The following is a 13,482-nucleotide window of genomic DNA, read 5'->3' on the forward strand; positions in this document are numbered from 1 at the left end:
CATCCCTTACGGTGACTCAGCTATGAAAATCGCGGGACCAATACGGTGATCACGCGCGGGTTCCCCCCGCCGAAATCCGATCTCGCCTCCCTGTTCTTTGCCGTAGGAGCCCCCGCTGACGCGGGGGAAATCTCATGTGTGGGCACGCCGCCGTGCCGCGACCGCGTTGGCGATCGCGATCAGCACCCCGATACCGAAGATCAGCGTACCCATCACGTTGACCTGAGGAGGAATGCCGGTCTTGACCGAGCCGACGATCCACAGCGGAAAGGTGAGCGTGGAGCCGTTGACGAAGCTGGTGACCACGTAGTCGTCGATGGACAGCGCGAACGCCAGCATCGCCCCGGCGAGCACGCCAGGCAGGATCGAAGGCAGCGTGACCTGCCGGAACGTGGCCCACGGGCCCGCTCCCAGGTCCTTGGCCGCCTCCTCCAGCGACGGGTCGAGCGTGACGACCCGCGCCCGCACGGTCACGGTCACGAAGGACAGCGAGAACAGCACGTGCGCGATGGTGATCGTGATCCGGTCGCGCGGCAGGTTGGCCGAGACGAACAGCGACAGCAGCGACGCGCCCATGACCAGCTCGGGCGTGGAGATGGCGGCGAACACCAGGAAGTTCGTCGTCCCCTGGCCGCGGAAGCGGTGCCGGCCGAGCGCCAGCCCCAGCATCGTGCCGATCACCACGGTGATGGCGGTGCTGACCAGCGCGATCAGCACCGAGTTCCACAGCGCGTCGGTCAGGTCGGGGATCGCGAAGAGCTGGGCGTACCACTTGAGGGTGAAACCGTGCCAGCTCGTGTTGGACTTGCTCGGCGTGTCGTTGAAGCCGAACAGGATCATCACGGCGATCGGGGAGGACAGCCAGGCGATGACCAGCCAGGTGTAGCCGTGCAGCAGCCGGTCGCCGAGCCTGCCGCGCCTCATCGGGCCGCCGCCTCAAGGACGTTCTCGGTGCCGAGCACCCTGGCGTAGATGAAGATGCCCACCAGCAGCACCGCCATCAGGGTGAACGACAGCGCCGAGGCCGTCGGGTAGTCGTTGTTCACCAGGTATTCCGTCTGGATGATGTTGCCGATCATGGTGTTGCCGGTGCCGCCGAGCACCTGGGCGTTGATCGGGTCGGCCGTGGCGGGCACGAACGTCATCAGCACCCCGGCGAACACGCCCGGCAGCGACAGCGGCAGCACCACCTTGCGGAACGCCGCGCTCCGCGTGGCGTACAGGTCCTGCGCCGCCTCCACCACGCGCGGGTCCACCCGCTCCAGCGACACGTAGATCGGCAGGATCATGAACGGCAGCCAGTTGTACGTCAGCCCCGCCACCACCGCGAAGGCCGTGGCCAGCACGTGGAAGTCCGGAGGCAGCAGCCCCCACCCCTTCAGCGTGCCGAACAGGATCCCGTCGTCGGACAGCAGGAAGCCCCACGAGATCGTCCGCAGCACGAACGACACGAAGAACGGCAGCAGCAGCAGGAACAGGTACATCGACTTGCGGCTGCCGCCCTTGAAGGCGATCCAGTAGGCCACCGGGTAGCCGATCACCAGCATGGCGGCCGTCGCCAGCCCGCCGTACAGCAGGGAGCGGGCGAACTGGGTGCCGTAGGCGCTGATCGCGTCGCCGTAGTTGGAGAAGCTGAACGTCATGACGAAGCCGTCGATCACGTTGCCGGTCTGCAGCGACACCGACGCCATCGCCGCCAGCGGGACCACCAGGAAGATCGCCAGCCACATCCAGCTCGGCAGCGCGAGCAGGTAGGGGGTGAGCCGTCTCATCGGCCTAGGCCTGGGTGATCGACTGGAAGATCGGGTTGAACACCTGCTCCTGCGCGGTGGTCAGCGGGGTGTAGGTGCGCAGCTTGGCGTAGTCGGCCTCGGTCGGGAACATCAGCGGGCTGTCGATCATGTCCAGCAGCGCCTGCTTGTCCTCGCCCGTCGCGCTGTCCGCCTTCTTGCGCAGCAGGTCCTGCACCGCCGGCACCGGGGTGACGAACTGGATGTACTCATCCAGCTCGGCCGCCACCTCGGGCTTGTACAGGTAGTCCATGAGCATCATCGCGTCCACCGGGTTGGCGGCGCCCTTGGGGATCATCAGGTTGTCGGTCCAGATCGTGCCGCCCTCGTCGGGCACCACGAACTTGACCGGCTCCCCGGCGAGCTGGCGCTGGAACACGTCGCCCGACCAGGCCATGGTCACCCAGATGTCGCCCTTGGAGACAGCGTCGATGTAGTTCTGGTCGTAGTACTTGCGGACGATGCCGTCCTCACGCTGGGCCTTGAGCTTCGCCCCGGCCTTCTGCCAGTCGGCCTCGGTGGACTTCTCCGGGTCGATGCCGAGGGCGATCATGCCGAAGTTGGCGATCTCCTGGGCGTCGGCCATCATGCCGACCCGGCCCTTGTACTTGGGGTCGAACAGCGCCGCGATGCTGGTGATGTCGTCCTTGACGTACTTGGTGTTGTACGCGATCCCGGTCACGCCCGAGGTGTAGGGGATCGTGTGGACGTTGCCCGGGTCGTAGGACCGCTGCTTGTACTTCTCGCCGGCGTTGGCCAGGAAGTTCGGCAGCTTCGACTGGTCCAGCGTCACCACGTAGCCCAGCTCGATCATGTGCTGGAGCTGGATGCCGTTGGTCATCACGATGATGTCGTAGCCCAGCGACTGACCGGCGCGGAGCACCGGGTCGGCCTTGCCGAAGAACTCCGCGTTCTCGTTGATGACCTCTTTGTACTCGTAGGAGATCCCGGTCTCGGCCTTGAACTTCTCCAGCGGGCCCTTGTCCTCCGGCATGTACTCGGGCCAGTTGGCGAAGATGACCTGGCCGTTCTTCTTCTGCTTGGACCAGAAGTCCGCGACGGCGTCGGCCTTGGGCGGAGCCACCTTCTGACCCTGCACGCCACAGGCGGCCAGGGCGAGCCCTGCCGCCGACAGGCCGGCGATCCTGAAGGCGTCACGTCGGGTGCGGGGCTGGGTCATCCCTCGGATGAGGGCAGGGGTGTACGGACCGGGCATGGATCAACTTCCCATCACATAAGAGTGCTGCGCCTGCCACGACAGCCAGACGGAGTCGCCCCGCTCCGCGGTGATCGTCGAGTCGTGCGCGTTCTGCTGGAACACCGTGATCTCGGCCCCGTCGGCGAGGCTCACGGTGTAGCTGTTGTACGTGCCCAGGTAGACCACCTCGGCCACCGTCCCCGGCACGACGCTCAGGTCGCCGTCCGGTTCGTCCACGGACAGGATGATCTTCTCGGGCCTGACGGTCACCGAGACCTCGCCGTCGTGCTGGGGCACCAGCACCCGGCCTTCCCCGATCCGCAGGACGCCCGCGGTGGCGGTGCCGGCCATCAGGTTGGAGGTGCCGATGAACCCCGCCACGAACGTCGTCGCGGGACTCTCGTAGATCTCACGCGGCCCGGCCAGTTGCTCGACCAGGCCGTCCTTCATGACCGCGATCCTGTCGCTCATGGTCAGCGCCTCGTTCTGGTCGTGCGTCACGTACACGAACGTGATGCCGACCTCGCGCTGGATGCGCTTGAGCTCCAGCTGCATGGCCTGGCGGAGCTTGAGGTCGAGCGCGCCGAGCGGCTCGTCCAGCAGCAGCGCCCTGGGCCTGTTGACCAGGGCGCGGGCCAGCGCGACCCGCTGCTGCTGGCCGCCCGACAGCTCGCGCGGCCGACGTTTCTCCCTGCCCGTGAGGTCGACGATCTCCAGCATCTCGCCGACCCGCCGCCGGATCTCCTCCTGCGGCGTTCTGCGCTGCTTCAGCCCGAACGCCACGTTGTCCCAGACGCTCATGTGCGGGAACAGCGCGTAGGACTGGAAGACCATGTTCACATCGCGCTTGTTGGGCGGGACGTTCGTCACGTCCTCGCCGCGCAGCCGGACCACACCCTTGGACGGCTCCTCGAAGCCCGCGATCATCCGCATGGTGGTGGTCTTGCCGCACCCCGACGGGCCGAGGAGGGAGAAGAACTCTCCCTCACCGACCGCCAGCGTCACGCCCTTGACCGCCTGCACGACTTCGCCGTGCGAGACGTACTCCTTGACGACGTCCTGTAGTTCGATCGCGCTGTCGGTCAAACCTCGCTCGGCCATTCAGGAAGATTCCCTTTGTGCGCTATTCGCCGATGTAGTGCATGACGTGCTTGACCCTCGTGTAGTCGTGCAAGCCGAATACCGAAAGATCCTTGCCGTAGCCCGAGTGCTTGAAGCCGCCGTGCGGCATCTCCGACACGAACGGGATATGGGTGTTGACCCAGACCACGCCGAAGTCGAGCCGGTTCGACATGCGCATCGCCCGGCCGTGATCGGAGGTCCAGACCGAGCCGCTCAGGCCGTAGCGAACGTCATTGGCCTTGGCCAGCGCGTCGGCCTCGTCGGCGAACGTCTGGACGGTGATGACCGGGCCGAAGACCTCGTCCTGGATCATCTCGTCGTCCTGCTTGAGGCCGTCGACGACGGTGGGGGCGAAGAAGTAGCCCCGGTCGCCGATCCGGTGACCGCCGGTCACCACCTTGGCGTGCGCCGGGACGCGGTCGAGGAAGCCCTGGACCTTGGCGAGCTGGCTGTCGTTGTTGAGCGGCCCGTACAGGGCGTCCTCGTTGGACAGGTCACCGGTCACGGTGGCCCCGGCCGCCTCGGTGAGCGCCGCCACGAACTCGTCGTGCACGCTCTCGTGCACCAGCACCCGGCAGGCGGCGGTGCAGTCCTGGCCCGCGTTGTAGAAGCCGGCGACGGCGATGTCCTCGGCGGCCTTGCGCAGGTTCTTCACGTCCTCGAACACCACGACGGGGGCCTTGCCGCCGAGCTCCAGGTGGACGCGCTTGAGGTCGTCGGCGGCGCTCCTGGCCACCGACATGCCCGCGCCGACCGAGCCGGTGATCGCCACCATGGCGGCGGTCGGGTGGGCCACCACCAGGGCGCCGGTCTCGCGGTCGCCGGTGACGACGTTGAAGACGCCGGCGGGCAGCACCTCGCCGAGGATCTCGGCGAGCTTGACCGTGGAGGCGGGGGTGGTGTCGGACGGCTTGAGCACGATCGTGTTGCCGGCCGCCAGCGCCGGGGCGATCTTCCAGACGGCCATCATCATCGGGTAGTTCCACGGCGTGACCTGGCCGATCACCCCGATCGGCTCGTGCCGAATGATGCTGGTGTGCTCGGCGAGGAACTCACCGGCCGTCGGGCCCTCCAGGGTGCGGGCGGCGCCGGCGAAGAAGCGGAAGTGATCGGCCGCGACCGGGGTCTCGTCCTCGGCCATGCGGGCGCGCGGCTTGCCGGTGTTGAGGCACTCGGCCTCGTTGATCTCGTCGGCCCGTGCCTCGATGGCGTCGGCGACCTTGAGCAGCAGGTTCGCCCGCTCGCCGGGGGTGGTCCGGCCCCACGACTCGAACGCCGCGGCGGCCGCGGCGAAGGCGGTGTCCACGTCCTCCGCGCCGGAGATGGGGGCCTGGAGATAGGCCTCGCCGGTGCAGGGATCAATGACATCGGAGAAACGGCCGCTCTTGGCGTCCACGAGCTCACCGTTGATGAAGTTCTGCAGACGGGTCGTCATGCGCCCTCCCTGTCGGTCGAATGACCAAAGATGCTTTGTCCAAGGGTGACCTCGACAAGCTCGGTCATGAAGACCCCCTCGTGAGGCTGAGATTTTGCGACTCTTACAGAGTAAGTGCAATCGAACAAGGGATTTCGTGGCGAAGATACCAAATTGCTACGAATTCGCTTGACAGGTGGGCCAGAACTGACAACATGTCGCACCAGGACGGCAATCCAGCGGGAACGCCCCCGTAACGCCGGACCGCTAGGAGGGTTCTTCGCATGACGACGCCGCCGCGCGTACGCCGCAGCAACGACGCCGAGCCCGGGCAGTTCGTTCTCGACGATCTCGCCAAGCAGATCATCGAACAACTCCAGTCCGACGGCCGCAAGCCCTACGCCGCGATCGGCAAGGCGGTGGGGCTGTCAGAGGCGGCGGTACGCCAGCGCGTGCAGCGACTGCAGGATGCCGGGGTCATGCAGATCGTCGCGGTCACCGACCCGCTCACGCTCGGCTTCCCCCGCCAGGCCATGATCGGCGTCACCTGCGAGGGCGATCTGGAGGCCGTGGCCGACGAACTCGCCGCCATCGACGAGATCGACTACGTGGTGCTCACGGCCGGGTCCTTCGACGTCATCGTCGAGGTGGTGTGCGAGGGCGACCGCCACCTGCTGGAGATCCTCAGCAAGATCCGCGCCATCCCGGCGGTCCGCGCCACCGAGTCCTTCGTCTACCTCAAACTCCGCAAACAAACCTACTCCTGGGGCACCCGCTGACCCAGGCGTAGGTGAGCGCGGCTCGGATCGGCAGCGGGGATCGATCTTCAACGCGTCGATCCCCGCTCTCCCTTCTCAGGCGAAGAGCTCCTCAACGGCGTCCACGAAGGACGCCCGCTGGATCCAGCGCTGCCAGCCCTTCATGGAGTGGCGTAATCATGGAGTGAATATCACTCATAGCCGCCACTCCACTACTTTCAGTTGACTATTTGCACGGTGGCGATCTCCCAAGCTCCCAGCGGCAGGCGGAGGACGCCGTCGGTGACCGGGAGTTCCTCGCCCGGGCGGCCACGGAGGTCCGCGCGGCGGGCCCGGTTGAACGTCCCCTCGATGACCGCCTCGGTGTCGCTGTCCGACAGCGCCACGACCCGCAACTCCTGCCAGCCGTCGCGGACCCGCAGCGAGGTCAGCGCCACGCCGGCCCCCGTCACCGACAGGCCGGCGGCCGGCGCGGGCAGCGGCAGGTGCGGGGCGCCGGTCCCGGCGACCGTGAGCAGGGGGTGCCGGAACGTCTCCGCCGCCGGCGGCACCGGCGACCACGTCCCGCTGTAGGGCATCAGCGCCAGGCTCACCGAGCGCAGCCCGCGTGACTGGGCGGCCGGGGTCGGCAGCTGGGGCCCGGCGGGCTCGGGGCGCAGCGCGTGCCGGTTGCGCGACAGGTAGCCGATCGAGCGCAGCAGGGTGAGCGCCAGCTCGCCGCCCTCCTCCACCAGCTCGTACTCGGTGACGTGCTCCAGCAGCGCCGCCACTCCCCCGGCGGCCACCCAGCCCGACGCCGGGAAGGTCGGCAGCGGCTCCTCGCCGCACCCGCCCTCGGCGGTCAGGCCCCGGGTGACGACCGCGAACTGCCCTTCGGCGTGCGAGAGCGCCGTCCGCTGCGGCAGCGGCACGTGCAGCCGCACCCGGTGGTCGGCGCAGCGGTTGTCGAACTCCACGGTGAGCCGCACGTACGGCTCGCCCGCGCGCAGCTCGACCCGCATCCGGACGGCGATCTCCTCGCTGACCTCGGTCCGGGACGCGGCCGGGATCTCGGGGGTGCCCTCGATCCCGTCGCCCGCGCCGGGCCACCGGTAGGTGCGCCACACGTCGAAGGCGGCCACCAGCGGCCCCGTGCAGACCGTGCTCACCTGGACCGTCTCCGGCTCGGAGACGAGTCTGTCCTCGGCCGGCGGCGCGTAGTTGTAGCTGTCGCCCACGTCGCCGCCGTCGACGATCCGGCCGGCGCCGGTGAGGGTGACCCCGTCGGCGCCGGTCAGCGTCAGGGTGCCGTCCCGCGCCACCTCGACGCGCAGCAGCCCGTTGTCGAGTACCCGCTCCTCGGCCTGCACGCCGGTGATGGGCGCGCCCTGGGCGGCTTCCGTCACGCTGTCGTACGGCGCGGGCCGCACGCTGGTGTGGCCGAGCGGCGGCGCCTCGACGAGGGCGGCCACGGTGCGGCGCGACTGGGCCACGATCCGGACCCGGTGCACGCCGTCCAGCGCCCCGCGCACCTGGCCCACGTTGAAGGCGGCCGACGACTCGCGGGCGACCTCGAAGGTCAGCACCCCGTCCGCCACGGACCAGCCGGTGATGTGCTGGCCGTAGAGCTCGGTGCCGTGCACGAACGTCAGCGCCGTGGCCGGGTCCATCTCCTCGTCGAGCAGCAGCGTCGGCGCGTACTCCAGCGGCTGGACGGGGATCCCGGCGCCGGCCGGGTCCACCAGCGGGTCCTCGCCCGCCACGTCGAGCAGCACCACGCCGCGCCGGGCGGCGGGCGTCGGGTTGACGACGAGCACGCCGCCGGACGGCACGGCGGCGGCGAGCTTCGCGGTGACCATGTCGCGCACGGCCTGCCCGAGCTGCTCGGCCTCGGCGATACGGGCGGCCACCTGCTGGGCCGTCTCGTCCACGCCGCAGCCGGTCACCGAGTCGTGGCCGCTGGCGTCGACCAGCCGCCACCAGGCCATGTCCAGGAAGCGGCCCGGCCAGTCGTCGCCCCAGAGCGTGGCGAGCGGCTCGGCGTAGCGTTCGACCATCCGCTCGGCCCGGCCCATGGCCTGCTTGACGTGCGCGCGCACGGAGATGACGCCGGGCAGGATGTTGGCGCGGGCGTGCGAGCGCAGCTCGCCGGTCACCCGGGGCAGCCCCGCCACGTCGCCGGAGTGCGCCTCGATGTATCCGGACAGGGTGTCCATCCGGGCGCCGAGCCGCGAGACCATCTCCGGCAGCCCGCGCACCGGGGCCGAGTGGTCGGTGCCGTACATCGCCAGCAGCGGCCCGTCGGGACCGTGCCAGCGGCGCATCGTCTCGACGAAGGCGGCCCCGCGCTCGGCGAGCTGCCCCGCGTCCTCGAACAGGTGCGCCCCGTTGCCGTAGCCGCCCGCCGGGAGGTACTGCGTGCGCAGCGCCGTCCCGTCGGGCGCGACCCAGGCGAAGGCGTCGGTCGTCACCGAGGAGGGCACGCCCCGGTAGACGCAGGCGTGCAGAAGGCCGGCCCGGTGCAGAATCTGCGGCATCTGCGCGGTGTGCCCGAACATGTCCGGCAGGTAGCCGACCGCCATGGCCCGGCCGAGCTTGTCGGCGCGGGCCATGCCCAGCTCCAGGTTGCGCACGATGTTCTCGCCCGAGCAGAGGAACTCGTCGAGCAGGATCTGCCACGGCCCCACCGCCAGCCGCCCGGACTCGACCAGCGCGGCGATGCGGTCGCGGTTCTCCGGCCGCACCTCCAGGTAGTCGTCCACGCAGGCGAGCTGCCCGTCGAGGGTGAAATGGTAGGCGGGCTCGCGCTCCATCGTGTCCAGCACCTCGTCCAGCAACGCCACCAGGCGCAGCCTGAACCGCTGGAACGGCTCGTACCACTCCCGGTCCCAGTGCGTGTGCGGGACGACGACGATCTCAGTGGTCTCTGCGGTCACGCCGCTTCCCCTCCGATCTGCAGGTCATGCTGTACGGCATAGCGGGCGGCGATGCGCTGGGCGGTGACGATGTCCTCCAGGGCGCCGGCCGCGTCGGTGCGCGGCGGCACGCCCTCGGTGACGAAGGCGTGGAAGGCGTCCAGTTGCACCTCGAACGCCTCGGTCACGTCCCGCCACTCGTTCCGGCTCTCGGCCCCGGTGTCGTCACGGGAGACCACGGTCAGCGTCGTCGGCGCGTTCATCAGGTAGGGCGAGGGGAAGGTCAGCTCCAGCGAGCCGCGATCGTGGTGGACGACCACGGTCTCCCGGTAGGCGGGGTAGTCCTCCAGGTAGTGCCAGCGGATCTCGAACCGGCCGCCGGCGCGCAGCGGCCCGGAGATCTCGATGGATCCGGGCGCGGGCCCCCAGGTCTCCACGTGCGACACCTCGGCGGGCGAGCCGGACAGGCGCCGCAGCAGCGACAGGTCGTGGCAGATAGAACCGAGCGCCACCCCGTACAGGGCGCGCACCCGCTCGGGCGCGGACGCGCCGAGCGCCTGCGCGACCAGCCCGCTCTCGGCCTCGCGCAGCGACGCCAGCAGGCCGGGGTCCACGTCGCGGGCCTGGGTCAGGTTGGCGAAGGCCAGCTGCGACTCCCCGCTGGGGTGCAGCACGGTCACCTCGATCGACCGGATCTTCTCCGGCCCGCCCAGCTCGGCCAGCAACTCCTCGGCCCGGCGGACGGCGGGGTCGTACTGCTTCATGTAGCCCACCATGAGCCGCCCCTCGGGCAGCGCCGCCACCTCCGCGCGGGTCAACGCCAGCGGCTTCTCGCACAGCACGGCGTACCCGGCCGCGAGCGCCTGCCGTACCGGCTCGCCGTGGGAGCCGGAGGCCAGTATGAGCACGGCCTCGAACCCGCCCGCCGCCAGCAGGTGGCCGAGGTCGGTGTGGCGGCCGGGCGCGCCCAGCCGGTCCGCCACGGTGTCGGCGAGCGTCTGCGACAGATCGCAGACCGCCGTCACCTCGAACACATCACGGCGGCGCGACAGCAGCGGTACGTACACCGCCTGCGTGACGGCTCCGCACCCGACAAGCGCGATCTTCACAACCCACTCCTCCAGCGTGGTCTCACCGGCATGGCCCAAACCGACGTCAAGTCCGGTTCAAAGTCCGAGTGCCCTCAGCTTCTCGCGATTGGCGGCTTGATCGGCGATGTTCTGCGTAACTGATCGCCGTCCGGGCAGGGTGTCCTGCTCGACGATGACCCAGCCCTGGTAGTCGATCTCCGCCAGCGTGCGGACCACGCCGGGCAGGTCGAGCTCGCCCTGGCCGAGCGGCGCGAAACCGCCTCTGCCCATCAGCTCGCGCAGGTCCACGCCGTCGGCGATGGCCTGGGCGAGGATGCTCCGGTCGCCGTCCTTGACGTGCACGTGGCCGACGCGGGCCGACCAGTCGCGCAGCGCGCGCACCGGGTCGCCGCCGGCCAGCAGGAGGTGGCCGGTGTCGAGACAGAGCTGCACGTCGGTCAGCTCCAGCAGCCGTTCGACGTCCTCGGGGGTCTCGACGTAGGTGCCGAGATGGTGGTGGAAGGCGGGTTCGAAGCCCGCGTCGCGGCAGCGCTGGGCGGCCTCCTGGACCCGGGCGGCGTAGCCGGCCCACTGCGACGGCTCCAGCCCTGGAGCGTTCCCGCCTGGGCGGGCGAAGCGGGCGGGCGAGCCGGAGCAGCCGAGCGTCGGCCGGGGCGCCAGGTGCTCGGGGGCGGCGGGCGCCGCCGCGAACACCTCCAGGGTGGCGTCGAGCGCGACCAGCCCCCGCTTGAACTCCTCGGCGTCGCTGTAGCGCAGGTCGGCCCAGCCACCGGCGAGCAGCAGCCCGCCCAGCCGCTCGGCCAGGTCGTCCTTGGTGCCGAGATAGCCGATCGGGCCGAGGTCGATGCCCTCGTAGCCCGCGCCGGCGATCGCGCGCACCATCTCGTCGGCGGTCAGCGGTGGCGGCCCGTCGCTCAGCTCGAACACGCCGAAGCTGACCGGGGCGTTGGCGACACTGGTCAGGCGCATAGCGCCATCACCTCGTTCTCGTAGGTTTCCAGACGGTGCCGGCCGGGGTCGGCGGGGAGCAGCACCCGGTCGCCGCGGATCACCTGGCGGGCGCCGTCGGGGCGTACCAGGATGAGGCCGTCGGCGTCCAGGGCGAGCAGTTCGTCGCCCAGCCTGAGGAGCAGCGGTGCGTCGGGGCCGGCGGAGATCGCGGTGCGGCCCGCGGAGACGGCGTCGAGGACCGAGCCGGTGTCCTCGGCCAGCACCCAGGTGGTGGGTGAGCCGGGCAGGCCGTCCGAGCCGTGCTTGTGGAAGTCGCTGGCGCCGATCCAGACGAGGTCGGATCGCCAGGCGTCGGCCCAGGCCAGGGGCGCGCCCCAGCGCCGGTCCCACCAGCCGGAGTGCCAGACCTCGGCGATGCGGGGCCGCTCGGTCAGCGGCTGCAGCCAGGCGCAGTCGCCGCCGAGCGGGTGGTTGATCGAGATCAGCCCGCCCGCGCGCCCGGCGTGCCGGACCCAGGAGTCGGCGGGCTGCCGGAAGTCCACCCAGCCGACGTCGCCGAAGACGTTGGCGTGGCCCCGGTCGGTGGTGACCTCCTGGCCGGGCAGCAACGTGATGCCCCGGTCGGTCTTGGCCAGCTCCGGGTGATGGCTGACGGTGTTGTGGTCGGTGACGGCCAGGAAGTCCAGGCCGCGCCCCCGGGCCAGCTCGGCGAGCTCGGCGATGGTCAGCGAGCCGTCGCTGTGCAGGGTGTGCGCGTGGAAGTCGCCGGCGAACCACCGCATACCGCCGAGGTCGGGGATGTCCCGGCGCGGCGGGCGCTCCCCGGCCGGCGGCTCCGCCACCTCCGGCCGGGCCGGCGGCACGGTCTCGGTGTGGATCTCCAGCGTGAAGTCGAGCCCCTGCGGGGGCACCCGGTGCAGGCGCAGCCACACGTTCCAGACGCCCGGCTCGGGCTCGCCCGGCAGATAGCCGGGCGTGGCCCAGTCCTCAGTGATCGTGTACGTGTCCCGCGCGCCTCCCGACCAGCCACGGAAGCCGTCCGCCCCGGCGCAGCCAAGGTCGAGGACCCCCTGCGACCGGTCGTAGGCCAGCCGTACGGTGACCGCGGCGGTGCCCGCGGGCACCTCGAACGCCACCTCGCGCAGGATGCGCTCCAACCGGTCGTCCAGGCTCCAGTGGCCCCGGATCACGCTCATGCCGACACCAGCTCGCCGTCGCGGTAGGCCAGCGCCCGGTCGCCTCTGGGCACCGCGTGGCCCCGATCGCCGAGCGCCGGCTCCCGTCCCTCGGGCACGACCGCCTGTACGAGCACGCCGGCCACCTCCAGGGTCACCAGGTGGGAGGCGCCCAGGTTCTCGACGATGATCACCTCGCCGGACAGGGAGCCGTCCGCGGGCTCGTCGGTGTAGGTCATGTATTCGGGACGGACGCCGTACACGATCTTCTCTCCGTCGGTCAGCAGGCCCGCCGCCAGGGCGGGGACGGGCACCTCGCACCCGGCCACCTCCAGCGTGTCACCCCTGACGACGGCGTCGAGCAGGTTCATCGGCGTGGAGCCGATGAACGAGGCGACGAAGGTGTTGGCGGGCCGCTGGAAGACCTCCGACGGGGTGCCGATCTGGCGGATGTGCCCGGCCTCCATCACCGCCATCCGGTCGGCCATGGCCAGCGCCTCGGCCTGGTCGTGGGTGACGAAGACGGTGGTGACGCCGAGCTCGCGCTGGAGCTTCTTCAGGAACGTGCGCGCCTCCAGCCGGAGCCGGGCGTCCAGGTTGGACAGCGGCTCGTCGAACAGGAACGCCTTGGCCTGGGTGGCCATCACCCGGGCCAGCGCGACCCGCTGCTGCTGACCGCCGGAGAGCTGGCCGGGCCGCCGGTCCATGAGCTGCTCCAGGCCCAGCCTGGCGCCCACCTCGCCGGCCTTGGCCTGGCGCTGCGCCTTGGCGACCTTCTTGATGCGCAGCGGGTAGGAGATGTTCTCGGTGACGTCCATGTGCGGGAACAAGGCGTAGTCCTGGAAGACCATGGCGATGTCCCGCCCGCCCGGCTGGACGCCGGTGACGTCGCGGTCGCCGATGACGACGTTGCCGCCGGTGGCGGTCTCCAGTCCGGCGATCGTCCGCAGCAGGGTGGTCTTGCCGCAGCCGGAGGGGCCCAGCAGGGCGAAGAACTCGCCGTCGGGGATGCTCAGGTCCAGCGAGTCGAGCGCCTTCACGCCACCGGGATAGACCTTGGTCAGGCCTTTGAGTTCGATTGCGGCCATT

11 protein-coding genes are annotated in these 13,482 nt (G+C 70.2%); 1 reads left to right on the forward strand and 10 read right to left on the reverse strand.

The genetic code is table 11. The annotated features are described in order from the left end of the window. Nucleotides 1–132: 132 nt before the first annotated feature. From IEY87_RS09695 to IEY87_RS09715, 5 genes are read right to left on the reverse strand one after another with little or no spacing between them, the layout of a single operon-like run. On the reverse strand, nucleotides 133–924 hold the full coding sequence (locus IEY87_RS09695) for an ABC transporter permease (RefSeq protein ID WP_189138227.1): 792 nt from the start codon (nucleotides 922–924) through the stop codon (nucleotides 133–135). After that, nucleotides 921–1,772 carry an ABC transporter permease gene (locus IEY87_RS09700; RefSeq protein WP_189138228.1) on the reverse strand — a complete coding sequence of 284 codons (852 nt, stop codon included), beginning with the start codon at nucleotides 1,770–1,772 and terminating at the stop codon, nucleotides 921–923. The genes IEY87_RS09695 and IEY87_RS09700 overlap by 4 nt, the downstream gene beginning before the upstream one ends. Nucleotides 1,773–1,776: 4 nt before the next feature. Beyond that, nucleotides 1,777–2,970 carry a polyamine ABC transporter substrate-binding protein gene (locus tag IEY87_RS09705; RefSeq protein WP_225278257.1) on the reverse strand — a complete coding sequence of 398 codons (1,194 nt, stop codon included), beginning with the start codon at nucleotides 2,968–2,970 and terminating at the stop codon, nucleotides 1,777–1,779. Nucleotides 2,971–3,009: 39 nt separating this feature from the next. After that, nucleotides 3,010–4,089: an ABC transporter ATP-binding protein gene (locus IEY87_RS09710; RefSeq protein WP_189138230.1), complete on the reverse strand. Its 1,080-nt coding sequence runs from the start codon at nucleotides 4,087–4,089 to the stop codon at nucleotides 3,010–3,012. 22 nt (nucleotides 4,090–4,111) lie between these two features. Beyond that, nucleotides 4,112–5,545, reverse strand: coding sequence for a gamma-aminobutyraldehyde dehydrogenase (locus IEY87_RS09715; protein WP_189138231.1), 1,434 nt, complete (start codon nucleotides 5,543–5,545; stop codon nucleotides 4,112–4,114). Between the two features lie 263 nt (nucleotides 5,546–5,808). Here IEY87_RS09715 and IEY87_RS09720 point away from each other — a divergent pair, with 263 nt between their 5' ends. Further along, on the forward strand, nucleotides 5,809–6,303 hold the full coding sequence (locus IEY87_RS09720; RefSeq protein ID WP_189138232.1) for an Lrp/AsnC family transcriptional regulator: 495 nt from the start codon (nucleotides 5,809–5,811) through the stop codon (nucleotides 6,301–6,303). Nucleotides 6,304–6,500: 197 nt separating this feature from the next. Here IEY87_RS09720 and IEY87_RS09725 read toward each other — a convergent pair whose 3' ends face one another. From IEY87_RS09725 to IEY87_RS09745, 5 genes are read right to left on the reverse strand one after another with little or no spacing between them, the layout of a single operon-like run. Continuing rightward, nucleotides 6,501–9,197 (reverse strand): glycoside hydrolase family 38 N-terminal domain-containing protein, encoded by a 2,697-nt coding sequence (locus IEY87_RS09725; RefSeq protein ID WP_189138233.1) that lies wholly within the window; start codon nucleotides 9,195–9,197, stop codon nucleotides 6,501–6,503. Next, nucleotides 9,194–10,285 (reverse strand): Gfo/Idh/MocA family protein, encoded by a 1,092-nt coding sequence (locus IEY87_RS09730; RefSeq protein WP_189138234.1) that lies wholly within the window; start codon nucleotides 10,283–10,285, stop codon nucleotides 9,194–9,196. The genes IEY87_RS09725 and IEY87_RS09730 overlap by 4 nt, the downstream gene beginning before the upstream one ends. Before the next feature lie 57 nt (nucleotides 10,286–10,342). Continuing rightward, entirely contained in the window at nucleotides 10,343–11,236 is an 894-nt protein-coding gene (locus IEY87_RS09735; RefSeq protein WP_189138235.1) for a TIM barrel protein, read from the reverse strand. Further along, complete coding sequence (locus tag IEY87_RS09740; RefSeq protein ID WP_189138236.1) at nucleotides 11,227–12,414, reverse strand: CehA/McbA family metallohydrolase; 1,188 nt, start codon at nucleotides 12,412–12,414, stop codon at nucleotides 11,227–11,229. Before IEY87_RS09740 ends, IEY87_RS09735 begins: the two co-directional genes overlap by 10 nt. Further along, nucleotides 12,411–13,481, reverse strand: a complete 1,071-nt coding sequence (locus IEY87_RS09745; protein ID WP_189138237.1) for an ABC transporter ATP-binding protein — start codon at nucleotides 13,479–13,481, stop codon at nucleotides 12,411–12,413. The genes IEY87_RS09740 and IEY87_RS09745 overlap by 4 nt, the downstream gene beginning before the upstream one ends. Nucleotide 13,482: the final 1 nt, after the last annotated feature.

Origin of the sequence: Nonomuraea glycinis (genome assembly GCF_014646515.1) — a bacterium.
GTDB lineage: Bacteria > Actinomycetota > Actinomycetes > Streptosporangiales > Streptosporangiaceae > Nonomuraea > Nonomuraea glycinis.

Excerpts from the sequence above, each read along its gene's own strand:
- IEY87_RS09710 (WP_189138230.1), bottom strand. The coding sequence starts at position 4,089 with ATGGCCGAGCGAGGTTTGACCGACAGCGCGATCGAACTACAGGACGTC.
- IEY87_RS09705 (WP_225278257.1), bottom strand. The coding sequence starts at position 2,970 with ATGACCCAGCCCCGCACCCGACGTGACGCCTTCAGGATCGCCGGCCTG.
- IEY87_RS09740 (WP_189138236.1), bottom strand. The coding sequence starts at position 12,414 with ATGAGCGTGATCCGGGGCCACTGGAGCCTGGACGACCGGTTGGAGCGC.
- IEY87_RS09700 (WP_189138228.1), bottom strand. The coding sequence starts at position 1,772 with ATGAGACGGCTCACCCCCTACCTGCTCGCGCTGCCGAGCTGGATGTGG.
- IEY87_RS09715 (WP_189138231.1), bottom strand. The coding sequence starts at position 5,545 with ATGACGACCCGTCTGCAGAACTTCATCAACGGTGAGCTCGTGGACGCC.
- IEY87_RS09735 (WP_189138235.1), bottom strand. The coding sequence starts at position 11,236 with ATGCGCCTGACCAGTGTCGCCAACGCCCCGGTCAGCTTCGGCGTGTTC.
- IEY87_RS09695 (WP_189138227.1), bottom strand. The coding sequence starts at position 924 with ATGAGGCGCGGCAGGCTCGGCGACCGGCTGCTGCACGGCTACACCTGG.
- IEY87_RS09720 (WP_189138232.1), top strand. The coding sequence starts at position 5,809 with ATGACGACGCCGCCGCGCGTACGCCGCAGCAACGACGCCGAGCCCGGG.
- IEY87_RS09745 (WP_189138237.1), bottom strand. The coding sequence starts at position 13,481 with ATGGCCGCAATCGAACTCAAAGGCCTGACCAAGGTCTATCCCGGTGGC.